The sequence below is a fragment of the Companilactobacillus formosensis genome (assembly GCF_005405305.1).
Taxonomy (GTDB): Bacteria; Bacillota; Bacilli; order Lactobacillales; family Lactobacillaceae; genus Companilactobacillus; species Companilactobacillus formosensis.
The window spans coordinates 341,749-359,193 of sequence record NZ_BJDU01000002.1; the positions used below are offsets into that span (position 1 = coordinate 341,749).

The 17,445-nt window shown below is 36.3% G+C and carries 16 protein-coding genes; 7 read left to right on the plus strand and 9 right to left on the minus strand.

Features of this window, described 5'->3' with window-relative positions; genetic code table 11:
* Window positions 1–5: 5 nt before the first annotated feature.
* The 6 genes from rpmF to obgE form a co-directional block, all read right to left on the minus strand.
* Complete coding sequence (gene rpmF / locus FFM65_RS03945) at window positions 6–191, minus strand: 50S ribosomal protein L32 (protein ID WP_010019938.1); 186 nt, start codon at window positions 189–191, stop codon at window positions 6–8.
* 89 nt (window positions 192–280) lie between these two features.
* Window positions 281–595 (minus strand): lipopolysaccharide assembly protein LapA domain-containing protein, encoded by a 315-nt coding sequence (locus FFM65_RS03950; RefSeq protein WP_010019939.1) that lies wholly within the window; start codon window positions 593–595, stop codon window positions 281–283.
* A 12-nt stretch (window positions 596–607) separates the two neighbouring features.
* Window positions 608–1,405 (minus strand): SDR family NAD(P)-dependent oxidoreductase, encoded by a 798-nt coding sequence (locus tag FFM65_RS03955; RefSeq protein ID WP_119317481.1) that lies wholly within the window; start codon window positions 1,403–1,405, stop codon window positions 608–610.
* Window positions 1,406–1,423: 18 nt separating this feature from the next.
* A complete protein-coding gene (gene rnz / locus FFM65_RS03960) occupies window positions 1,424–2,350 on the minus strand; it encodes a ribonuclease Z (RefSeq protein WP_119317480.1) in 927 nt (308 codons plus the stop codon).
* Window positions 2,351–2,363: 13 nt separating this feature from the next.
* Entirely contained in the window at window positions 2,364–4,289 is a 1,926-nt protein-coding gene (locus FFM65_RS03965) for an acyltransferase family protein (RefSeq protein WP_119317479.1), read from the minus strand.
* A 13-nt stretch (window positions 4,290–4,302) separates the two neighbouring features.
* Window positions 4,303–5,583 (minus strand): GTPase ObgE, encoded by a 1,281-nt coding sequence (gene obgE, locus FFM65_RS03970; protein WP_174795665.1) that lies wholly within the window; start codon window positions 5,581–5,583, stop codon window positions 4,303–4,305.
* Window positions 5,584–5,772: 189 nt separating this feature from the next.
* Between obgE and FFM65_RS03975 the strand changes: the two genes are divergently transcribed.
* The 4 genes from FFM65_RS03975 to FFM65_RS03990 all read left to right on the plus strand — a co-directional run bounded on the left by FFM65_RS03975 (window position 5,773) and on the right by FFM65_RS03990 (window position 10,042).
* A complete protein-coding gene (locus FFM65_RS03975) occupies window positions 5,773–6,531 on the plus strand; it encodes a DeoR/GlpR family DNA-binding transcription regulator (protein ID WP_235586293.1) in 759 nt (252 codons plus the stop codon).
* Window positions 6,531–7,451: a 1-phosphofructokinase gene (gene pfkB / locus FFM65_RS03980; protein WP_119317477.1), complete on the plus strand. Its 921-nt coding sequence runs from the start codon at window positions 6,531–6,533 to the stop codon at window positions 7,449–7,451. Before FFM65_RS03975 ends, pfkB begins: the two co-directional genes overlap by 1 nt.
* Window positions 7,452–7,472: 21 nt before the next feature.
* Complete coding sequence (locus FFM65_RS03985; protein WP_119317476.1) at window positions 7,473–9,410, plus strand: PTS fructose transporter subunit IIABC; 1,938 nt, start codon at window positions 7,473–7,475, stop codon at window positions 9,408–9,410.
* 98 nt (window positions 9,411–9,508) lie between these two features.
* On the plus strand, window positions 9,509–10,042 hold the full coding sequence (locus tag FFM65_RS03990; RefSeq protein WP_119317475.1) for a GNAT family N-acetyltransferase: 534 nt from the start codon (window positions 9,509–9,511) through the stop codon (window positions 10,040–10,042).
* 54 nt (window positions 10,043–10,096) lie between these two features.
* Here FFM65_RS03990 and FFM65_RS03995 read toward each other — a convergent pair whose 3' ends face one another.
* Entirely contained in the window at window positions 10,097–11,449 is a 1,353-nt protein-coding gene (locus tag FFM65_RS03995; protein WP_119317474.1) for a PTS transporter subunit IIC, read from the minus strand.
* A gap of 215 nt (window positions 11,450–11,664) precedes the next feature.
* Here FFM65_RS03995 and FFM65_RS04000 point away from each other — a divergent pair, with 215 nt between their 5' ends.
* Entirely contained in the window at window positions 11,665–13,554 is a 1,890-nt protein-coding gene (locus tag FFM65_RS04000; protein ID WP_119317473.1) for a hypothetical protein, read from the plus strand.
* A 53-nt stretch (window positions 13,555–13,607) separates the two neighbouring features.
* Here FFM65_RS04000 and map read toward each other — a convergent pair whose 3' ends face one another.
* Together map and uvrC are read right to left on the minus strand one after the other, a co-directional pair.
* Window positions 13,608–14,447: a type I methionyl aminopeptidase gene (map, locus tag FFM65_RS04005; protein WP_119317472.1), complete on the minus strand. Its 840-nt coding sequence runs from the start codon at window positions 14,445–14,447 to the stop codon at window positions 13,608–13,610.
* A gap of 17 nt (window positions 14,448–14,464) precedes the next feature.
* A complete protein-coding gene (uvrC, locus tag FFM65_RS04010) occupies window positions 14,465–16,282 on the minus strand; it encodes an excinuclease ABC subunit UvrC (RefSeq protein ID WP_119317471.1) in 1,818 nt (605 codons plus the stop codon).
* Window positions 16,283–16,458: 176 nt separating this feature from the next.
* Between uvrC and FFM65_RS04015 the strand changes: the two genes are divergently transcribed.
* Window positions 16,459–17,016: a hypothetical protein gene (locus FFM65_RS04015; RefSeq protein WP_119317470.1), complete on the plus strand. Its 558-nt coding sequence runs from the start codon at window positions 16,459–16,461 to the stop codon at window positions 17,014–17,016.
* A gap of 76 nt (window positions 17,017–17,092) precedes the next feature.
* A complete protein-coding gene (locus FFM65_RS12270; protein ID WP_255311478.1) occupies window positions 17,093–17,227 on the plus strand; it encodes an SPJ_0845 family protein in 135 nt (44 codons plus the stop codon).
* The last annotated feature ends 218 nt before the right edge of the window (window positions 17,228–17,445 follow it).

Here is a 17,445-nt window from a genome sequence, read left to right on the forward strand (position 1 = left end):
TTTCATTAAGCTTCTTTGCTATCGTTGTTGATAACTTTTTCACCCTTGTACATACCAGATGGTGATACGTGGTGACTTAAACGATATTCACCAGTAGCAACGTCAAATTGCATGTTTGGTGTATCTAATTTAAGATGTGCGCGTCTTTGGCGCTTTCTTTGTTTTGATGATTTTCTCTTTGGAACTGCCATATTTAAAAAACTCCTTTATTTATATTAACTCAATCAAATCTAACGTTTAATATGATACTATCATAAAATCGTTTGAGCAAGCAAAAATACTATTTTGTTTGCTTTTTTGCATTATTTTCCTTTAATGCATCGGCAATTTGATTGTCGTGTGATACTTGAACTTTAGAAATTTGTTTCTTTGCGTGACGATTTAGATCATCATTTTTCTTCTTACCTGAAGTAGCTAAGAGCATTGTAATCACAGCTCCTAAAAGTAAAGAAACGATAATCAAAATAATCAATGGTAATTTAACACGTGTGAATCCAAAACTAACAGTAACCGGATTGACATTTAAAACCGCAAAGATCACAACGATCAATGCAATGACCAAACCTATAACAAATCGAGATTGTTTACCGTTCATATGAATCCTCCCCTATTTACGGTTACCAAGCGTAGCAGCAAAATAATCACCTAAACTTGGTGCCAGTTTATAAAGCACTGCTGCTAATTCCATATAACGTGGACGATTGATCTCACGTTTATTTCTACCAAAAGTCTTTACGATTTCCCAAGCTAGTTGATCAGGATCTAGGACGAAATACTTCACTGAATCTAGATAATTGCCTGAATGATCAGCGACATTGAAGAAATTAGTCTTAACTGGCCCGGGGTTTATAGTTGTAACATAAATTCCAAATGGTTTCAACTCTAGTCTCAAGCCATCAGAGAAGGCAATTACAGCAGCTTTAGTAGCAGCATAGGCTGCAGACTTAGGAGTTGTGATCTTGCCCGCCATTGAGCCCACATTGAAGATATGACCGATTCCTTGATCAATCATGTGTGAAGCTACTAAACGAGTCATCAACATTAATCCTAAGACGTTTACACGAAACATTTTTTCAATTTTACCGAAATCAGTTTCCATGTAATTTGAGAAATCTCCAAAGCCAGCAGCATTAACTAAAACATCCACGTTATCAGTCAGTTCAAAGATTTTCTTAACTCCAGAACTAATTTGATCTGGATCACTCATATCAATGCTCAAATATTCATGCTGAGCATTTTCAGCCCCAACACGGATACATTCATTTTTAACTTGTAAAAGTTTTTCTTCATTACGAGCAATCAAAATCACATTGCCACCACATTTAGCAGCATTAACTGCTACATCTTTACCAATCCCAGAAGATGCACCAGTTACGACAATCGTCTGATTCAATAAATTAACCATACTCATCCTCTTTTCTAATTAATTAAATGGTACTTCGTAAATATCAAAATCCTTAGCTACTTTTGTAGGCTTAAAGATTTTTTGAGCTTCTTTTTGTAAAATCAAAGCCCCTCTACCAGTATATCTAGCAGAGATGTGAGTCAAAATCAACCCTTTAGCATGACTTCTCTTGGCAACTTGAGCTGCTTGAGTAGCTGTTGAATGGAAGTAGTTATAAGCTAACTTCTTCTCATCATTAGAGAAAGTTGATTCATGTACGATCACGTCCGCATCTTGTGATAACTTGTCAATTTCTGGCGTATAACGTGTATCAGAAATAATTGTCACAATTTTACTTGGTTTGTCTGGTCCAATGAAATCTTGACCATTTAAGACCGTACCATCAGCCAATGTTACCTCTTTACCAGCCTTTAATTGACCAAAAATTGGCCCATTAGGAATGTGATAAGGCGCTAATTTATCAACTAACAATTCACCAACACGTGGCTTTTCAATTACTCGATAACCAAAGCAAGTTACTCGATGCTTTAATTTGCCAGCATAGACAGTGAAAGTTTTATCATTAAAAATTTCCCCACCATCTTTTAGCTCGATATATTTAATTTGATAGCCTAATTTACTACCAGTAACTTTTAAAGATGTTTCGACATATTCTTTAATTCCCACTGGTCCATAAATTTCCAATGGTGTATTGCCACCTTGATTGGCACGACTAGACAATAATCCAGGAAGACCAAAGATATGATCACCATGCAAATGAGTGATAAAAATCTTAGTGATCTTTCTTGGCTTGATTGTTGTTTTCAATATTTGATGCTGTGTAGCCTCGCCAACGTCAAAAAGCCAAACTTCATTTCGTTCGTCCAACATTTTCAATGCTGTACTAGAAACATTACGGCCCTTTGATGGAACTCCGGCACCAGTTCCTAAAAATTCTAATTCCATAAAAAAATCCTATCTATTTTTTATCTAATGATTTCAAAATCTCTTTTGCAACAAAGGCAGAGTAATACATTGAACCGTCAGGATTTGGATGAACATTATCATCATAGAACCAATCCGTATGACCATCTGAATAACCATTCCAGTCAATGACAGTTAAATTCTTGTACTTCTTTGATGCTTCGTCTAAGACGCCATTAACGGTCTTTTCCCAAGGTCTAGTTGGAACATGGACATTGATCCAGAAGACGTGACGCTTAGGTCCTACCAAGTCCATAATTTGACCAACTTGTTGGATGTTGAATGGTCCGTTAGTTCCTAGACCAATCATGACATTAGATGCCAAGACTCCTTGATCCTTATACTTTTGTAAAATATCAATACTTGGATCCAATTGACGACTGACAGCAGCATCAACAATAACTTTCTTATCGTCAAACAACTTCAAGAAATCATCAGATCCGTCTGCCATAACAGAATCACCAACTGCAGTCATTGGCACATCTTTTAATCTTTGCAAATCAATTTGTGTCAAACCATACTTTTCAAATTCAGTATTGATTGGATTAGACTTAGCTGCTTTCTTATAACGAGCGTAATCAGCATCTGACATCTTACCTGTAGCATCTTGCTTATTCTTTGACTTCTTCAAGTTTTCGATAGCCTTTTGCTTCTTAGCTTTATTAGCCTTCTCATTCTTATTGATCTTCGTAGCTAATTCACTGTGATTAACATTAGGATTAGGTGCGCTGACAGCTTTAACTACACTGTAGCAACCAGTCATACTGATAACAGCGATAACCAAAGCTAATACTCTTTGAACACTAGTTGAAGAACGGAAGAAGTTCTTAACATCTTGCCATTTAGCGTGTGCCAAAGGTTGTTCAACGAATCTAAATGAAAACTCAGTTACCAAGACAATCAAGATAACTTCAATAACTGGATAAAGAATTGGATGATCAGCAATGTTCTTGAATTTTGATTCAAAGAAAATCATTACTGGGAATTGATACAAATAAAGACCATAACTTCTAGTTCCTACGTAATGGAAGACACGGTTCGATAAAATGCCATTCCAGAAAGAATCTGGATGTGCAACGACCGCAATAAAAATACATGTCGTGATTGAGAAGATGAACATCCCACCACGATAAAGGAATGGATCATTATCTTTGATCGTGAATATCATCAAAAGCATCAATGCAAATGACAATAATCCCACTAGATTCAATTTCAGTTTGTCGTTTTTCTTCAAACCACTCTTCAGTTTCTCAGCTGGCCAAATCAAAGCAAGTCCACAGCCAAGAAGGATGGAGAACAATCTAGTATCAGTTCCATAATAAATTCTACTTGGGTCGACACCCGGCTTAAATAAGATAGCCATCCAAATTGCCGAAGCAATTGAAAGAACCATCGAAAAACCAAAAATGCGGCTCTTCTTAACACCGTATTTAGTGAATAAAATAAGTAGAATTGGCCAAACAATATAAAATTGACCTTCAATCGATAGCGTCCACAAATGGGTAAATGGAGATTCGTTATTCGCAAATCTTTCAAAATAAGACTGGCCATTAAAAATCTGCCACCAGTTGTAGACATTCAATACATTTGTTACAAAGATTTGATCTAAATGATAAAGCAAATCTTTTAAAAACAGTACGATATAAGCCCCAGATGCTAGTAATACAAATAACATCCCAGGATACAATCTTTTAATTCTTTTTGTGTAAAAATTACTTAACGAGAATGAACCACCATAATCAACAGTATTAAAATAATGATCTGTGATTAAGTAACCCGATATAAGGAAGAAAATTGGTACTCCCAAATACCCGCCGGAAAAAATATTGGGATTTAAGTGATACATGATAACACCAATAACCCCTAAAGTACGTAGTCCATCAAATCCAGTAATAAATCTTCTTTTCGGTGATTTATTCATTTTTTTATTGCCCCTAAATAAATTCAAAAGTGAAATCGAGAATTGTTACTGAATCTCCAGATTCAGCACCTGCATCAATTAATGCATCTTCAATACCCATAGACTTAAGTTGTCTAGCAAAACGCATAATTCCATCTTGGTGATCCAAATTAGTTCTTTGAAGAAGTAATTCAACTTTAGCACCTTTAACAACGAAACTGTGTTCACCATCTTTTTCAATCGTGAATGCTTTTTTCTCTGGTTCATAATTGTATTCTTTAGTCTCATCAGCTTGAACATCAAAGTGAATTGGTTCTGCTTTAGATAAGACTTCACTAGTATGATTCATCAAAGCTTTCACACCAGTATGTTGAATACTTGAAATTGGGAAAATATCAGCGTCTTCTGGTAATTTCTCTTTGAACTCAGCTAATCGTTCTTCTGAGCCTGGAATGTCCAGCTTAGTTGGCACGATAACTTCTGGACGCTTTAAGACATTCTCGTCATAGTTACCTAATTCTTTTCTGATTGCCAAATAATCTTCGTAAGGATCACGACCATTATTTGGATCCATGTCGACTAAGTGCAAAATAACTCTCGTACGTTCAACATGGCGCAAGAATTGGATTCCCAATCCGACACCATTTGAAGCTCCTTCAATCAAACCTGGCAAATCGGCAATAACAAAGTCACGACCTGATTCTAAACGCACCATACCTAAGTTTGGTGATAAAGTCGTAAAATGATAAGCCGCAATTTTAGGCTTGGCAGAAGTTGACACTGATAGAAGTGTTGACTTGCCAACTGATGGGAAACCAACCAACCCAACATCAGCAATTAGTTTCAATTCCAATTTAATGATTTTTTCTTGACCAGGTTCACCATTTTCAGCTACTTCTGGAGCTTGATTCTTGGAATTAGCAAAGTGAATATTTCCACGACCACCGTCGCCACCCTTTGCTACTACTAATTCTTGATTATTTTCTATTAAGTCACCGATCAAACGACCAGATTCTACATCATATACTGAAGTACCAGTTGGTACATTAATATAAACTGGATCAGCCTTATGACCGTACATTCCTTTAATTTGACCATTTTGACCAGGTTGAGCTTTAAAAATTCTCTTGTATCTAAAGTCCATTAAAGTATTCATACCCTCATTGGCCTTTAAGATGATATCGCCACCGCGACCACCATCACCGCCGGAAGGTCCACCGAGTGGAACATATTTCTCGTGACGAAAAGCTACCGCCCCGTCGCCACCCTTTCCGGATCTAACGGTGATTTTAACGTTATCTACAAACATTAAAATCCCCCTTTCTAAACTATAATTATCATTTCTAAATTTTAGCACAAAAACAGACTTCATAATACTTTGAACTGTGATTGATTGTCCAGTACTTTTTCAAAGCTCTTAAATTTTTTGAACGTTTTTGGAAGTTTTTGCTTTTTTATGATTGATTTTGAACGATAATGGTTGTATTATATCATTTGCGAGGTGATGAAAGTGCTTACTGAAGAAAGACAACAAATAATTCTTGAACAATTAAAAATTCATAATATTGTCAAACTCCACGATTTAATTCCATTAACTGGTGCTTCGGAATCTACCTTGCGTCGTGATTTGCAAGATTTGGAAAATTGTCACAAATTATTGCGAATTCACGGTGGTGCTCAAAACGTGATTTCATTGCATGAAGAACCTGCTCTTTCACAAAAAGCTGCAGTTCACATTAATGAGAAAAAAATGATTGGCCAAACAGCTGCTAGTCTAGTTCAAAATAATGAAGTAATTTTTCTTGATTCAGGGACCACGATTCAATTCATGATTCCCTATTTAATTGAACATACCGATTTATTAGTCATTACTAACAGTGTCGACAATGCTTCAATGTTAGCCGATTACAAAGTAAACACGTTCATCCCAGGGGGGAAATTAAAGTCATCTACAAAAGCTTTAGTAGGCTCGACTATTATCCAAACTTTGGAGAATTATCATTTTGATCACGCCTTTATTGGTACAAATGGTTTTTCAACAGATGCTGGATATACAACGCCTGATCCCGAGGAAGCTGCTATTAAGCGTTTAGCCATAGCACATTCCAATCAAGCTTTTGTCTTATCTGATAGTTCTAAGTTTTCGCAAGTCAGTTTTAGTCGTTTTGCAACTTTAGATGAGGTTCCATTAATAACGAATAAGCTATCGGAAAAGGAATTCAGTCTTTTGAACAAATATACAAAAATTATGGAGGCAAAATAGTGATTTACACAATTACAGTCAATCCTTCAATTGACTACGTTCTACAATTGAAGAATTTAAACACTGGTGAAGTTAACCGTACATCTAATGACGTAAAACTTCCCGGTGGTAAAGGAATCAACGTTTCAAGAATTCTTAAAGAATTAAAACTTGATTCTACTGCACTTGGTTTTGTAGGTGGCGCAACTGGTTCAATGTTTGAAGAATTGTTAAGCCAACACGACCTAAAAACTTCTTTCACTAAGGTTAAAGAAGACACTCGTATTAACGTTAAGATCAATGCTGTTGATCAAAATGAGGAAACTGAGATCAATGGTGCTGGTCCACAAATCAGTGAAGCTGAAAAGAAAACCTTCATGGATAATCTAAATACTATCGGTGATGGTGACATTGTTATCATGGCTGGTAGCCTTTGCAAAAATTTGAATTCAGATTTTTATTTAGATATTGCTAAAAAGATTCAAAAAAATGGTGCTGAATTCGTTATCGACACTACTGGACAAGCATTGTTAGACACTTTGCCCCTACATCCACTAGTAGTTAAACCAAATCATCATGAATTAGCTGACTTGTTCAACGTTACTTTCAAAGATGAACAAGAAATCATTACTTATGCCAGAAAATTATTGGAACAAGGTGCAAAACACGCTTTAGTTTCTATGGCTGGTGATGGTGCTCTATTAGTTACTAAGGACAAAGCATACAAGGCCAACGCTCCTAAAGGTACAGTCATCAATTCAGTTGGCGCCGGTGATTCAATGATTGCTGGTTTCTCTGGTACTTTCATGGATACAAAAGATCCAATCGAAAGTTTCCACATTGGTGCTGCTTGTGGTTCAGCCACTGCTTTTAGTCAAGATATCGCTACAAAAGAAAAAATTGACGAAGTTTATAAACAAATTACTATTACCGAACTTTAATCCAAGGGGGGACTTTTAAAAATGGACTTGAAACAACTATTATTAAAAGACGCCATGATCATGGACTTGAAAGCTACTAACAAAGAGGATGCCATTGAGGAAATGGTTGACAAGTACTATCAAGTCGGTGTCATTGACGACAAAGAACTTTATAAAGCTGACATCTTAAAGCGTGAAGCTCAAACTAGTACTGGTATTGGTGACGGAATTGCCATGCCACATGCTCGCGACAAAGCTGTTAAACGTGCAACTGTTTTATTCGCTAAAAGCAATGCCGGTATCGACTACAAATCATTAGACGGTCAACCAGCTTACTTATTCTTCATGATTGCTGCTCCAGACGGTGCTGACAATCTTCACTTGCAAGCTTTAGCTGCTCTTTCATCACTTTTGATCAATCCAGAATTGGTTAAGAACTTAAAAGCTGCTAAAACTCCTGATGAAGTCCAAGGCTTATTCGACCAAGCTATGAAGGAAAAAGAAGCCAAAGACAAAGCTGACGAAGAAAAGCAAAAAGCCCAAGCAGAAGCTACCAAAGCTGCTAGTGCTGACGACAAGAAAAAACCTTACGTTGTTGCTGTTACTGCATGTCCTACTGGTATCGCCCACACATACATGGCTGAAGCTGCTCTAAAAGAACAAGCCGAAAAGATGGGTGTTGACATCAAAGTTGAAACTAACGGTTCTGAAGGTGTTAAACACAGATTAACTGCCGATGAAATCAAACGTGCCGATGGTGTTATCGTTGCTGCTGATAAAAAGGTTGAAATGCCTCGTTTCGATGGCAAGCACTTAGTTAACCGTCCTGTTAGTGATGGTATCAATAAAGCTGAAGAATTGATCAACTTAGCCGTTGAACAAAAAGCTCCAGTCTTTCATGACGAAGGCGGTGCAAGTTCTGATGAAGAAGAATCAGAAGAAAAGAAATCACTTTGGTCAAGAATTTATGCTGATTTAATGAATGGTATCAGTAACATGCTTCCATTCGTTGTCGGTGGTGGTATTCTAATGGCAATTTCATTCCTATTAGAAAACTCCGTTGGTGCAAAATCACAATGGTTCTTGTTCTTTAACAATGTTGGTAACTATGCATTTAGTTTCTTGATTCCTGTTTTAGCTGCTTATATTGCCGTTTCAATTGGTGATCGTCCTGCCCTACTACCTGGTTTTGTTGGTGGTTACATGGCTTCACAAGCTACAGCTTCTGTAGTTAGTTCCAAGAGTCCGGCCGGATTTATCGGTGGTCTACTTGCCGGTTTCATCGCTGGTTGGGTTGTTGTCTTCCTTAAGAAATGGCTCAAGAATCTTCCACATTCACTTGCTGGTTTGAAGACAATTTTGATTTATCCTGTTCTAGGTTTGCTCTTCACCGGTGCTATTATGTACTTTGCAATTGATCCAATCTTTGCCGTTGTTAATGCTGCAATTACTCACTTCCTAGAATCAATGGGTACTGGTAATGCTGTTATCTTAGGTGCTTTACTTGGTGGCATGATGTCTATCGATATGGGTGGTCCTTTCAACAAAGCCGCTTACACATTTGCCATTGGTACTTTCACTGCTACACAAGACGGTGCTTTAATGGCTGCCGTTATGGTTGGTGGTATGGTTCCACCTCTAGCAATTGCTATTGCTACAACATTCTGGAAAGACAAGTTTACTGATCAAGAAAGACAAGCTGGTCTATCTAACTATATCTTAGGTTTATCATTCATTACTGAAGGTGCTATCCCATTTGCTGCTGGAGATCCACTACACGTTATCGTATCTAGTGTTATCGGTTCAGCAATCGGTGGTGGCTTGACACAACTTTGGGGCATCAACGTTCCTGCTCCTCACGGTGGTATTTTCGTTACACCACTAGCTAATAAACCATTACTTTACTTATTAGCCGTTGTTATCGGTGCTATCATCTCTGGTATCATCTATGGTATTTGGAAACCTGCTAAAAAGAAATAATAATTTTATAAAGTATCTATCCTTCGTTGGTAGATACTTTTTTTTACCAAAAATAAAGTGATAAAATTAAATCATCTTACTTATATGGAGGCTTATAAATGAGCTCAGTTTATATCAAGCGCGCACAAGTTTCAGATCTAACAGAAATAATGAAAATCATCGGTCAAGCTCAAGCTATGCTAAAAGCTGATGGCAGCCCTCAATGGCAAAATGGCTATCCAGATACTGAGACTATTAAAAACGACATTCTAGCCCAACAATGCTGGATTTTAATAGTCGATGGCAAGATTGCCGGAACAGCTACTTTAATCGTTGCTGATGACCCTAACTATCACGACATTACCAACGGTCAATGGGAAAATAATACTGATCCATATGCTACAATTCACCGGATCGCTATCAACCCTGACTATGCCGGTCAACATTTAGGAAAAATCTTTGTTTCTAATTTGATCAGTCACTCATATCAAAATGGCATCAGAAACTTCCGAATCGATACCCACCAATTGAACAAACGCATGCAAGCTCTCGCCAAGAGTTCTGGTTATGTTCACCGTGGTAAAATTTATGTTTCCGAACCAGCTGTCAATCACGAAGACAATGCCCGTCTAGCTTTTGAATTAAATTTATAAAAAAAGATACAAAAATAGGATGCAGCTATCTGCATCCTATTTATTTTGCTCAAATTAATTTGTCTCTGATTGATAAGCTAAATTACGTTTTTTCATTCTGCTTCGATACCAGAAGAAAAGTAATAAGTAAACGACAATTGCAGCAGCAGTCAAAGCGATAAATTTCAAATCACCAGATGAAGATTTACCAATCATGATTGCCAACAATTGTTCGATTGGACCCTCTTTGGTAGCAGAACCAATCATCCCTATATTCGTATCATTTAATAAAATATTCTTAAACATCGAAGTAATAAATGGTGCTGTCAAAGTAGCTGACCACAAGAAGATTGGAATTTCCACTACCCCAATAACTATCATTCGAAAGACCTTTCCACGTGTTACGACCAATAACGATGGTGTAATACCCATGGCAATCAAACCACCCAAAGGAATAATACGATTACCTGGTAACAAGAAGGCTTCGATAATTAAGCAAGGTGCCAATATATTAGCCACTGACCAAACTTCAGGTCGACTGGACAAAAAGGCCCAGTCCAAACCAACAAAGCTCATATTAACGCCATGCTTGTTCAAATGATCAGTGATGACTTTAATAATTGGATCAAGCGATGAAGTCAACCATGAACCGATAAGATTGAACAATTCCATGAAAGCTCCTAGTAAAAATGCTAATCCAAAAATATCTTTCAAACTGATTTGTCCGAATAGACCAATTAATATTCCTAGGAAAAATCCAGTCGCAAATTTAGAACTCCAAAAACCAACTGCTTTGTTTAATTTAGTTGAATTAAAATTAACTTTATCAATTCCTGGAATCAAGTTACAGATCTCATCCAGCAACATTACGATGGGATTCATCAAGTAATTCATGTGAGTTGAAGTCATTGGACCCTTTTGATCGTTCATCAAGTCATTAAAAGTTGGTTTCATCAAATCAGAATTAATAAACTTCAAAATTCCTAAGGCAATTACAAAAATCAAGCTGACAACGATATTTGCACCCATGTACATCGCTAATAGACCCACGAATGACAAGTGCCAAATATCGAAGACATCGACGTCTAAAGTCTTCGTAACATGATAATGCAACAAAATCACATTAACAATCATCATAACTAATAAAACTAGTAGATTGTAAGCTGAACTCCATGTGATAATAGCTGCCGGTGTCCAACCCAAATCAATTACATCTAAATTTAAGCCCGTTTTTGCCACTAATTTAGCAATGTCGGGATTATAAGTTTGCATCAATAACGACACTAACGAAGTCGTTGCCATAATAGCAATTAAAAATTTAATAATGCTTTCCACTATTTTGGTAAAGTGCGTTTTGCCGATTATCATAACGATGATCAACAAGATACAGACAACACTCAACCCATTAGCAAAGGTAAAAAAATTCATCAATAGTATCCCCCCTCGACCTTTTAATTATCTCACTAGATTTGCTTGCAAGCACTAACAAAAATATTTAATATAATTACTTTTTTCCCTTTTCATTGTTTGTTGATATATCATGATATTTTTACTTCACAATGCCAATTTCCTTGCTATACTTGTAACTGCTTTCAAGGAAAACTTGAAGAAACCCCCTACCACAAAACGCAAGGAGTTTTATTATGAAAAAACAAACAACTATCTTACTATCAGCTTTAATCCTAACTGGCTTTTGTAGTCCAATAATTCAAACAACTAATACTCAAGCTGCAATTGTTAGAAATGTCACCGATATGGTTCCTTCAGGAAAGGTTCTCCATTTTGGTGAAAAATTTGAATTATCTGACTTAAAAGAAGAAGCTTGTATCCCTATCAAAGCTTATGCTGAGACTGGACAATACCTAGAAACTGGATATGTCAAATTGAATCAACGTAATATCTGGGATCTTAAAGCAGGCAAGGAAATCGGTGTTGGTGCACCAAGCATTTATACTAAATCCAATTGGGGTGGACATTTAGAATATGAAGCTTTAAACGTCAACTTAAGAATGACTTACGACAATAATACTAAAACCTTTACCCTGTTTGATAACGGCAAGCCAATAACTACCATAACGTGTGAAGTTTACGAAGGCTCAGCCAGAATCCATTACGTTCTAAAAGACACCAACGAAGAAATTTATACCCATGAACAAGAACAAGTTTTGCAGTACAAAGATTTCCCTTCTGAAGAAACCTTTATGGTTGAACCTCTAAAAAAAATTTACGACGCTCCTGAACCGGTTGGTTACTTTGATGCTTACGATATGGACTTTGAAGCTTTAGCAAACTGGAATCCTTTTGAGTCTGACAATGATGAAGACGATGTTGACTTTGATAGTCCAATAATTGAAAAATACAATCGTAAAGAAATCGACAAAGATCACGGAACAGAATTTACCGTTTATTTAGAAAAAGCTAAGCCTTATACGATTAATTTTAAAGTTTATCTAGACAATAAACCCTACTTCTCCAAAAAAGTTACTGGAGAACTACATGGCGCTATTCCACTTCAGGACGAACCTAAAATGCCTGATAGCAAAGTAGCCACTTTGAACAAAAATAAAACTGCCATGAGTACAATCAACGAATATGTACCTCAACTTGGTACTTCTATCCAAACTGGTTCAATTCTTCACAGCAAAATCTTTAATCAAAACTTTGGTAAAATTGGTGCCGCAAGTACTGTCGATGGTCAACCTAACTTTTTAAATACTGGTATCTACGGTATCAGTGGCGAGTCTCTTGAAGATGGTAAAGTTTTCGTTAACGATGATAACGCTGGTCGCACAACGACTTTAGAGTTATATTACGAATCTAACCAAGCCGATGAAACTCCTGATTCTTCAGTCACTTCCGATGTTACAATTGAATCCAATTTAGGTAAACAAGTAGTAAAAAATGTTACTGGTAAAATTGGTGAAAACATTAAAGTCACTGTTCCTCAAAAAGATGGTTATGTTGCTGATAAAACTACTGTAACAGCTCACGTCAATTCAGATGGAAAAATTATAACTGAAGAAAAAGTTACCTACACTAAGAAAAATACTAGTGAAGAAAAGCCTAATAACAATAATCAAAATAACAATCCAAATGGCAACAACACTGATTCCAACCTACCAAGCCATTACAACGGTTTAGTCGGGACAATGAAAAAACCAGTTGATCTTTATGACTTCAACAATGGTCAAATGACTAAAAATAAACAACGTCAATTAGCCGATCACACGGATTGGAAAGTTGATCAAATCATTACCTTAAAAGGTGTCAAATACTATCGTGTTGCCACTAACGAATGGGTCAAAGATAGTGATATCTATCGTTATGTTGCTCAAAAAGGTATCGTTAATACTAAAGACGTTGAAGTAACCTATTTAGCAGATGTTGAAGACAAATTAATCAATAACCGTGGTCTTGCCGCCAACACTGCTTGGAAATACGACCGTATAGCTTACCTAGGTGCCAACGAAACAAAATACTATCGTGTTGCCACTAATGAATTCGTCAAAGCTTCTGATGTAATAAATAACTAAATATTTTCTGTAGCAAAAAAGTCGCCCTATTTGGACGACTTTTTGTTTTGAACTTATTTATTTTGATTGTGTTCCTTAAGGTAATCGCGAGCCCAAGCTAAGTATTTCTCATCTTCGGCAGCATCTTGTGACGTCAAAATTTCAGGACCATTTTCAGTAATTGCTAAAGTATGTTCATATTGAGCAGACCATGAACCATCAGCACTAGCATAATAAATCCAATCATCATTAGGGTCCTTCAAAGAACGATCGACGATTTCCCAAGTACCTTCATTGATCATAGGTTCAATAGTAATTGTCATACCATTCTTCAAACGCAAGCCACGACCAGGTTCACCATAATGCAAAACATCTGGTTCCTCGTGCATTGTAGGTCCAATTCCGTGTCCACATAACTCACGAACATCTCCATAGCCGTGCTTATCTTCAGTATAGTGTTGAATTGCATAACCGATATCACCTAAACGATTGCCGGCAACACTTTGAGCAATTCCTAAATAAAGTGACTTCTTAGTAACTTCCATCAAGTCAGATGTTTCTTGACTAACGGAACCAACGGCATAACTCCAGCATGAATCACTTTCGTAACCTTTATAATTGACGGTCATATCTACTTTAACAATGTCACCCTCATGCAAAATCAAATCTTTACGAGGTGTCCCATGAGCAACTTCATCATTAACATCAACGCAAGTTGCATATTTATAACCTTCAAATCCTTTTTCTGAAGGTGTAGCACCATGACTTACAATATAGTCATTAGCAAATTCTTCAATGGAGTATGCTGAAATTCCTGGTTTGATAATATCGCGAAGTCCCAAATGTACTCCGGCCAAAATCTTACCAGATTCACGCATTCCTTCTATTTCTCGTTGTGATTTTAATGTAATCATCTAATATCCCCCAATTTTTAACCTTTATGATATTTCTTATGAAAATCTGTACTAGCTAACGTAATTTTAATTGTCTGTGCGGTAGTCTTAGGAATACCCAAATCAGTCAACTGCTCAACTGTGGCTTCCTTCATCTTCTTAACAGAACCAAATTTTTTCAGTAATTTAGTTCGAGTTTTGGGTCCAACACCTTGAATATTGTCAAGCTGTGAAGATAAGGCATTCTTACTGCGAGTCTTGCGATGAAAAGTAATTGCAAAGCGGTGGACTTCATCTTGAATCCTTTGCAACAAATAAAAACCTTGACTCTTTCTATCCAGTGGCACTTCAACACCATTTTCACCGACAATCAAATGCGATGTATTATGATGATCATCCTTGACCATCCCGGCTACTGGAATATCAATTCCTAATTCATTGACCAAAACATCCATAACAACACGCAATTCAATGATACCACCATCCATTAAGATTAAATCCGGTAATGGGTGATTTTCTTTGATTAATCGTGAATAGCGTCGATAAATTACCTCACGAGTATTAGCAGCTTCATCAGCACCAGATTGATGTTCAACTTCGCCTTTGATCTTATACTTACGATAGCCACTCTTCTCAGGGCGACCATCTTTAAACATGACCATGGCTGAAACTGGACTAGTTCCTTGAATGTGCGAATGGTCAAATGATTCAATAATATGGCCATATGGTAAATCCAAAGCCTCAAAAATTTGTTTTTGTGCTCCATAAGTCTGACGATTGTCGAGTTCCATTAAACGAAACTTCTCTTGTAAGACCAATTTAGAATTTTCAGCTGCCATATCCATTAAATCCTTCTTTTGACCACGTTGTGGCGTCCTAAAAGGAATATTCAAAACTTGAGATAAAGTATCTTTATCCAAATTATCAGGAACTAAAATTTCTTTAGGCAAAACTTGATTACGACGATTATAAAATTGCAGTATAAACGTCGATAATTCCTCTTCGGGAGTATTGATACAGGCAAAAACCTTTTTTTCACGTTTCATCAGACGAGCTTGACGAATGAAGAAGATTTGAATTGAAATCCAACCTTTTTCAACGTAATAATTAAAAATATCTCTTGGTGTACTGTCATTGGAAATAATTTTTTGCTTCTCAACAGTTGTTTCAATGTACTTGATTTGATCACGTAATTCAGCAGCACGTTCAAATTCCATTTTTTCAGATGCTTGGGACATTTTTTCTTCAAGCTGATGCTTGATTTCTCCAACATTGCCGCCTAAAAATTTTTTGATTTTTTCAATTTGAGCATCGTATTCAGACTTAGGCACTGTTTTAAAACAAGCACCCAAACATTGTCCCATATGATAATACAAACAAGGACGACCTAAATTTCCTTGACATCTTCTTAAAGGATAAACTTTTTGTAAAAAATTCAAGGTATTGGAAGCTGCCCAAACGTTCGGATAGGGGCCAAAGTAATAAGCACCGTCTTTTTTTACCAATCCAGTGATTTCCATTTTAGGATCACGTTCATTGGTAATTTTGATATACGGATACCCCGTACCACGCTTCAATTTGATGTTGTAATAAGGTTGATGTTTTTGAATCAATGTTATTTCTAGCAAAAACGCTTCTTTATCATTAGAAGTAATAATAGTTTCAAAATCTCTAATTTCAGAGACTAATCGTGCTGTTTTACCTTCATGTGAACTTTTAAAATATGATCGAACACGATTTTTTAAATTTTTAGCTTTACCAACGTAGATAATCTTGGAATTGATATCTTTCATTAAATAACAACCCGGACGCGGTGGCAAAAGACTTAATTTATGTTCAAGATATTCAGTTGCCAATGAAAATATCCCTCCCTTTTAATACTAGACTTATTTAATCTTAATTTAATCTAAATAATTGTCAAATTAACTGCCATATCTGTAATTTGAGCAATTTATTTGAAAATATATATTTTTGTTATATAATTCATTGTGTAAAATTGATTCGTACAAAATTAATTAAGAAGGTATTTATTATGACAAAAAAATATATTGCTAAAATTGTTCCTTTAAATGCAGACTATATTGGCGTATCTGCCCACGGTCAAGCTGAATTCACTGAAAGCGACAATAATCTACACATTAAAATTGAAATGTTTGATACTCCAGCTAACACACAACATTGGGAACATTTCCACGGCTTCCCTGATGGAAAAGATGCCCAAATCGCAACTATGGACCAAGATATCAATCATGACAACTTAGTTGATTTACCAGAAACTGAAGCTGTCTCAGGTACAACCATGGTTCCATTTGACAACGCCCCTCAAGATATGAATATTCCTAATGACAATTATCCAACCTCTGATGCTAATGGTTATTTCGCCTATGAAAAAGATGTTCCTTTAGATGCTTTGAAGAGACAATTCAAAGAAGTCTTTGGAACAGACGATTTGGAATTAGACAAGCGTGTCATCTATGTTCACGGTGTCCCACAAGATCTTAAATTACCAGTTTCAGTAGCTGGAGAGGTTGGTAACTACGATGCTCATGTTACATTACCAATTGCTACTGGAAAGATTGAAAAAGCTTAAGCAGATATTTGTTATTTATTCAAAAAGGTTTTATAATGTAGTTAATTATAAAGAAACCTGAAAGGGGCTGATACCGATGGGCCTAACAGTGAAACGTGAAAGTGATTTTGGCAGTTTATTTGATAAGTTTGCCTCTCTTCCCGATGATGTAAAAGAAAACGTAAAACGCGTAGATTCTGCAGATAAAAAATCTTCAAAAGATAAAAAATAAACTTCTCTTGTTTAGTGTTGCTTCTCGAAAGCGACTGCCATTTATTTTACTATTTCTTTAACGAGAATCCTTTTGATGAAAAAGAAAGACCTAGAACATTAAGTTCTAGGCCTTTTTATGGGTCTAAGTCAAATCATGTTGGTAAGACCTTTTACTAAGAATCATGCCTTAATTGGTATGGTTCTTTTTCTTTACGCTCTTATAAGTTGAATACGCAT

Bases quoted from the DNA above. Each gene is read 5' to 3' on its own strand.
- FFM65_RS03965 (WP_119317479.1), bottom strand. From the start codon at position 4,289: ATGAATAAATCACCGAAAAGAAGATTTATTACTGGATTTGATGGACTA.
- FFM65_RS12270 (WP_255311478.1), top strand. From the start codon at position 17,093: ATGGGCCTAACAGTGAAACGTGAAAGTGATTTTGGCAGTTTATTTGAT.
- FFM65_RS03975 (WP_235586293.1), top strand. From the start codon at position 5,773: ATGAAAGTGCTTACTGAAGAAAGACAACAAATAATTCTTGAACAATTA.
- rpmF (WP_010019938.1), bottom strand. From the start codon at position 191: ATGGCAGTTCCAAAGAGAAAATCATCAAAACAAAGAAAGCGCCAAAGA.
- FFM65_RS03955 (WP_119317481.1), bottom strand. From the start codon at position 1,405: ATGGTTAATTTATTGAATCAGACGATTGTCGTAACTGGTGCATCTTCT.
- map (WP_119317472.1), bottom strand. From the start codon at position 14,447: ATGATTACATTAAAATCACAACGAGAAATAGAAGGAATGCGTGAATCT.
- FFM65_RS03950 (WP_010019939.1), bottom strand. From the start codon at position 595: ATGAACGGTAAACAATCTCGATTTGTTATAGGTTTGGTCATTGCATTG.
- FFM65_RS04015 (WP_119317470.1), top strand. From the start codon at position 16,459: ATGACAAAAAAATATATTGCTAAAATTGTTCCTTTAAATGCAGACTAT.
- FFM65_RS03995 (WP_119317474.1), bottom strand. From the start codon at position 11,449: ATGAATTTTTTTACCTTTGCTAATGGGTTGAGTGTTGTCTGTATCTTG.
- FFM65_RS04000 (WP_119317473.1), top strand. From the start codon at position 11,665: ATGAAAAAACAAACAACTATCTTACTATCAGCTTTAATCCTAACTGGC.
- rnz (WP_119317480.1), bottom strand. From the start codon at position 2,350: ATGGAATTAGAATTTTTAGGAACTGGTGCCGGAGTTCCATCAAAGGGC.
- FFM65_RS03990 (WP_119317475.1), top strand. From the start codon at position 9,509: ATGAGCTCAGTTTATATCAAGCGCGCACAAGTTTCAGATCTAACAGAA.
- FFM65_RS03985 (WP_119317476.1), top strand. From the start codon at position 7,473: ATGGACTTGAAACAACTATTATTAAAAGACGCCATGATCATGGACTTG.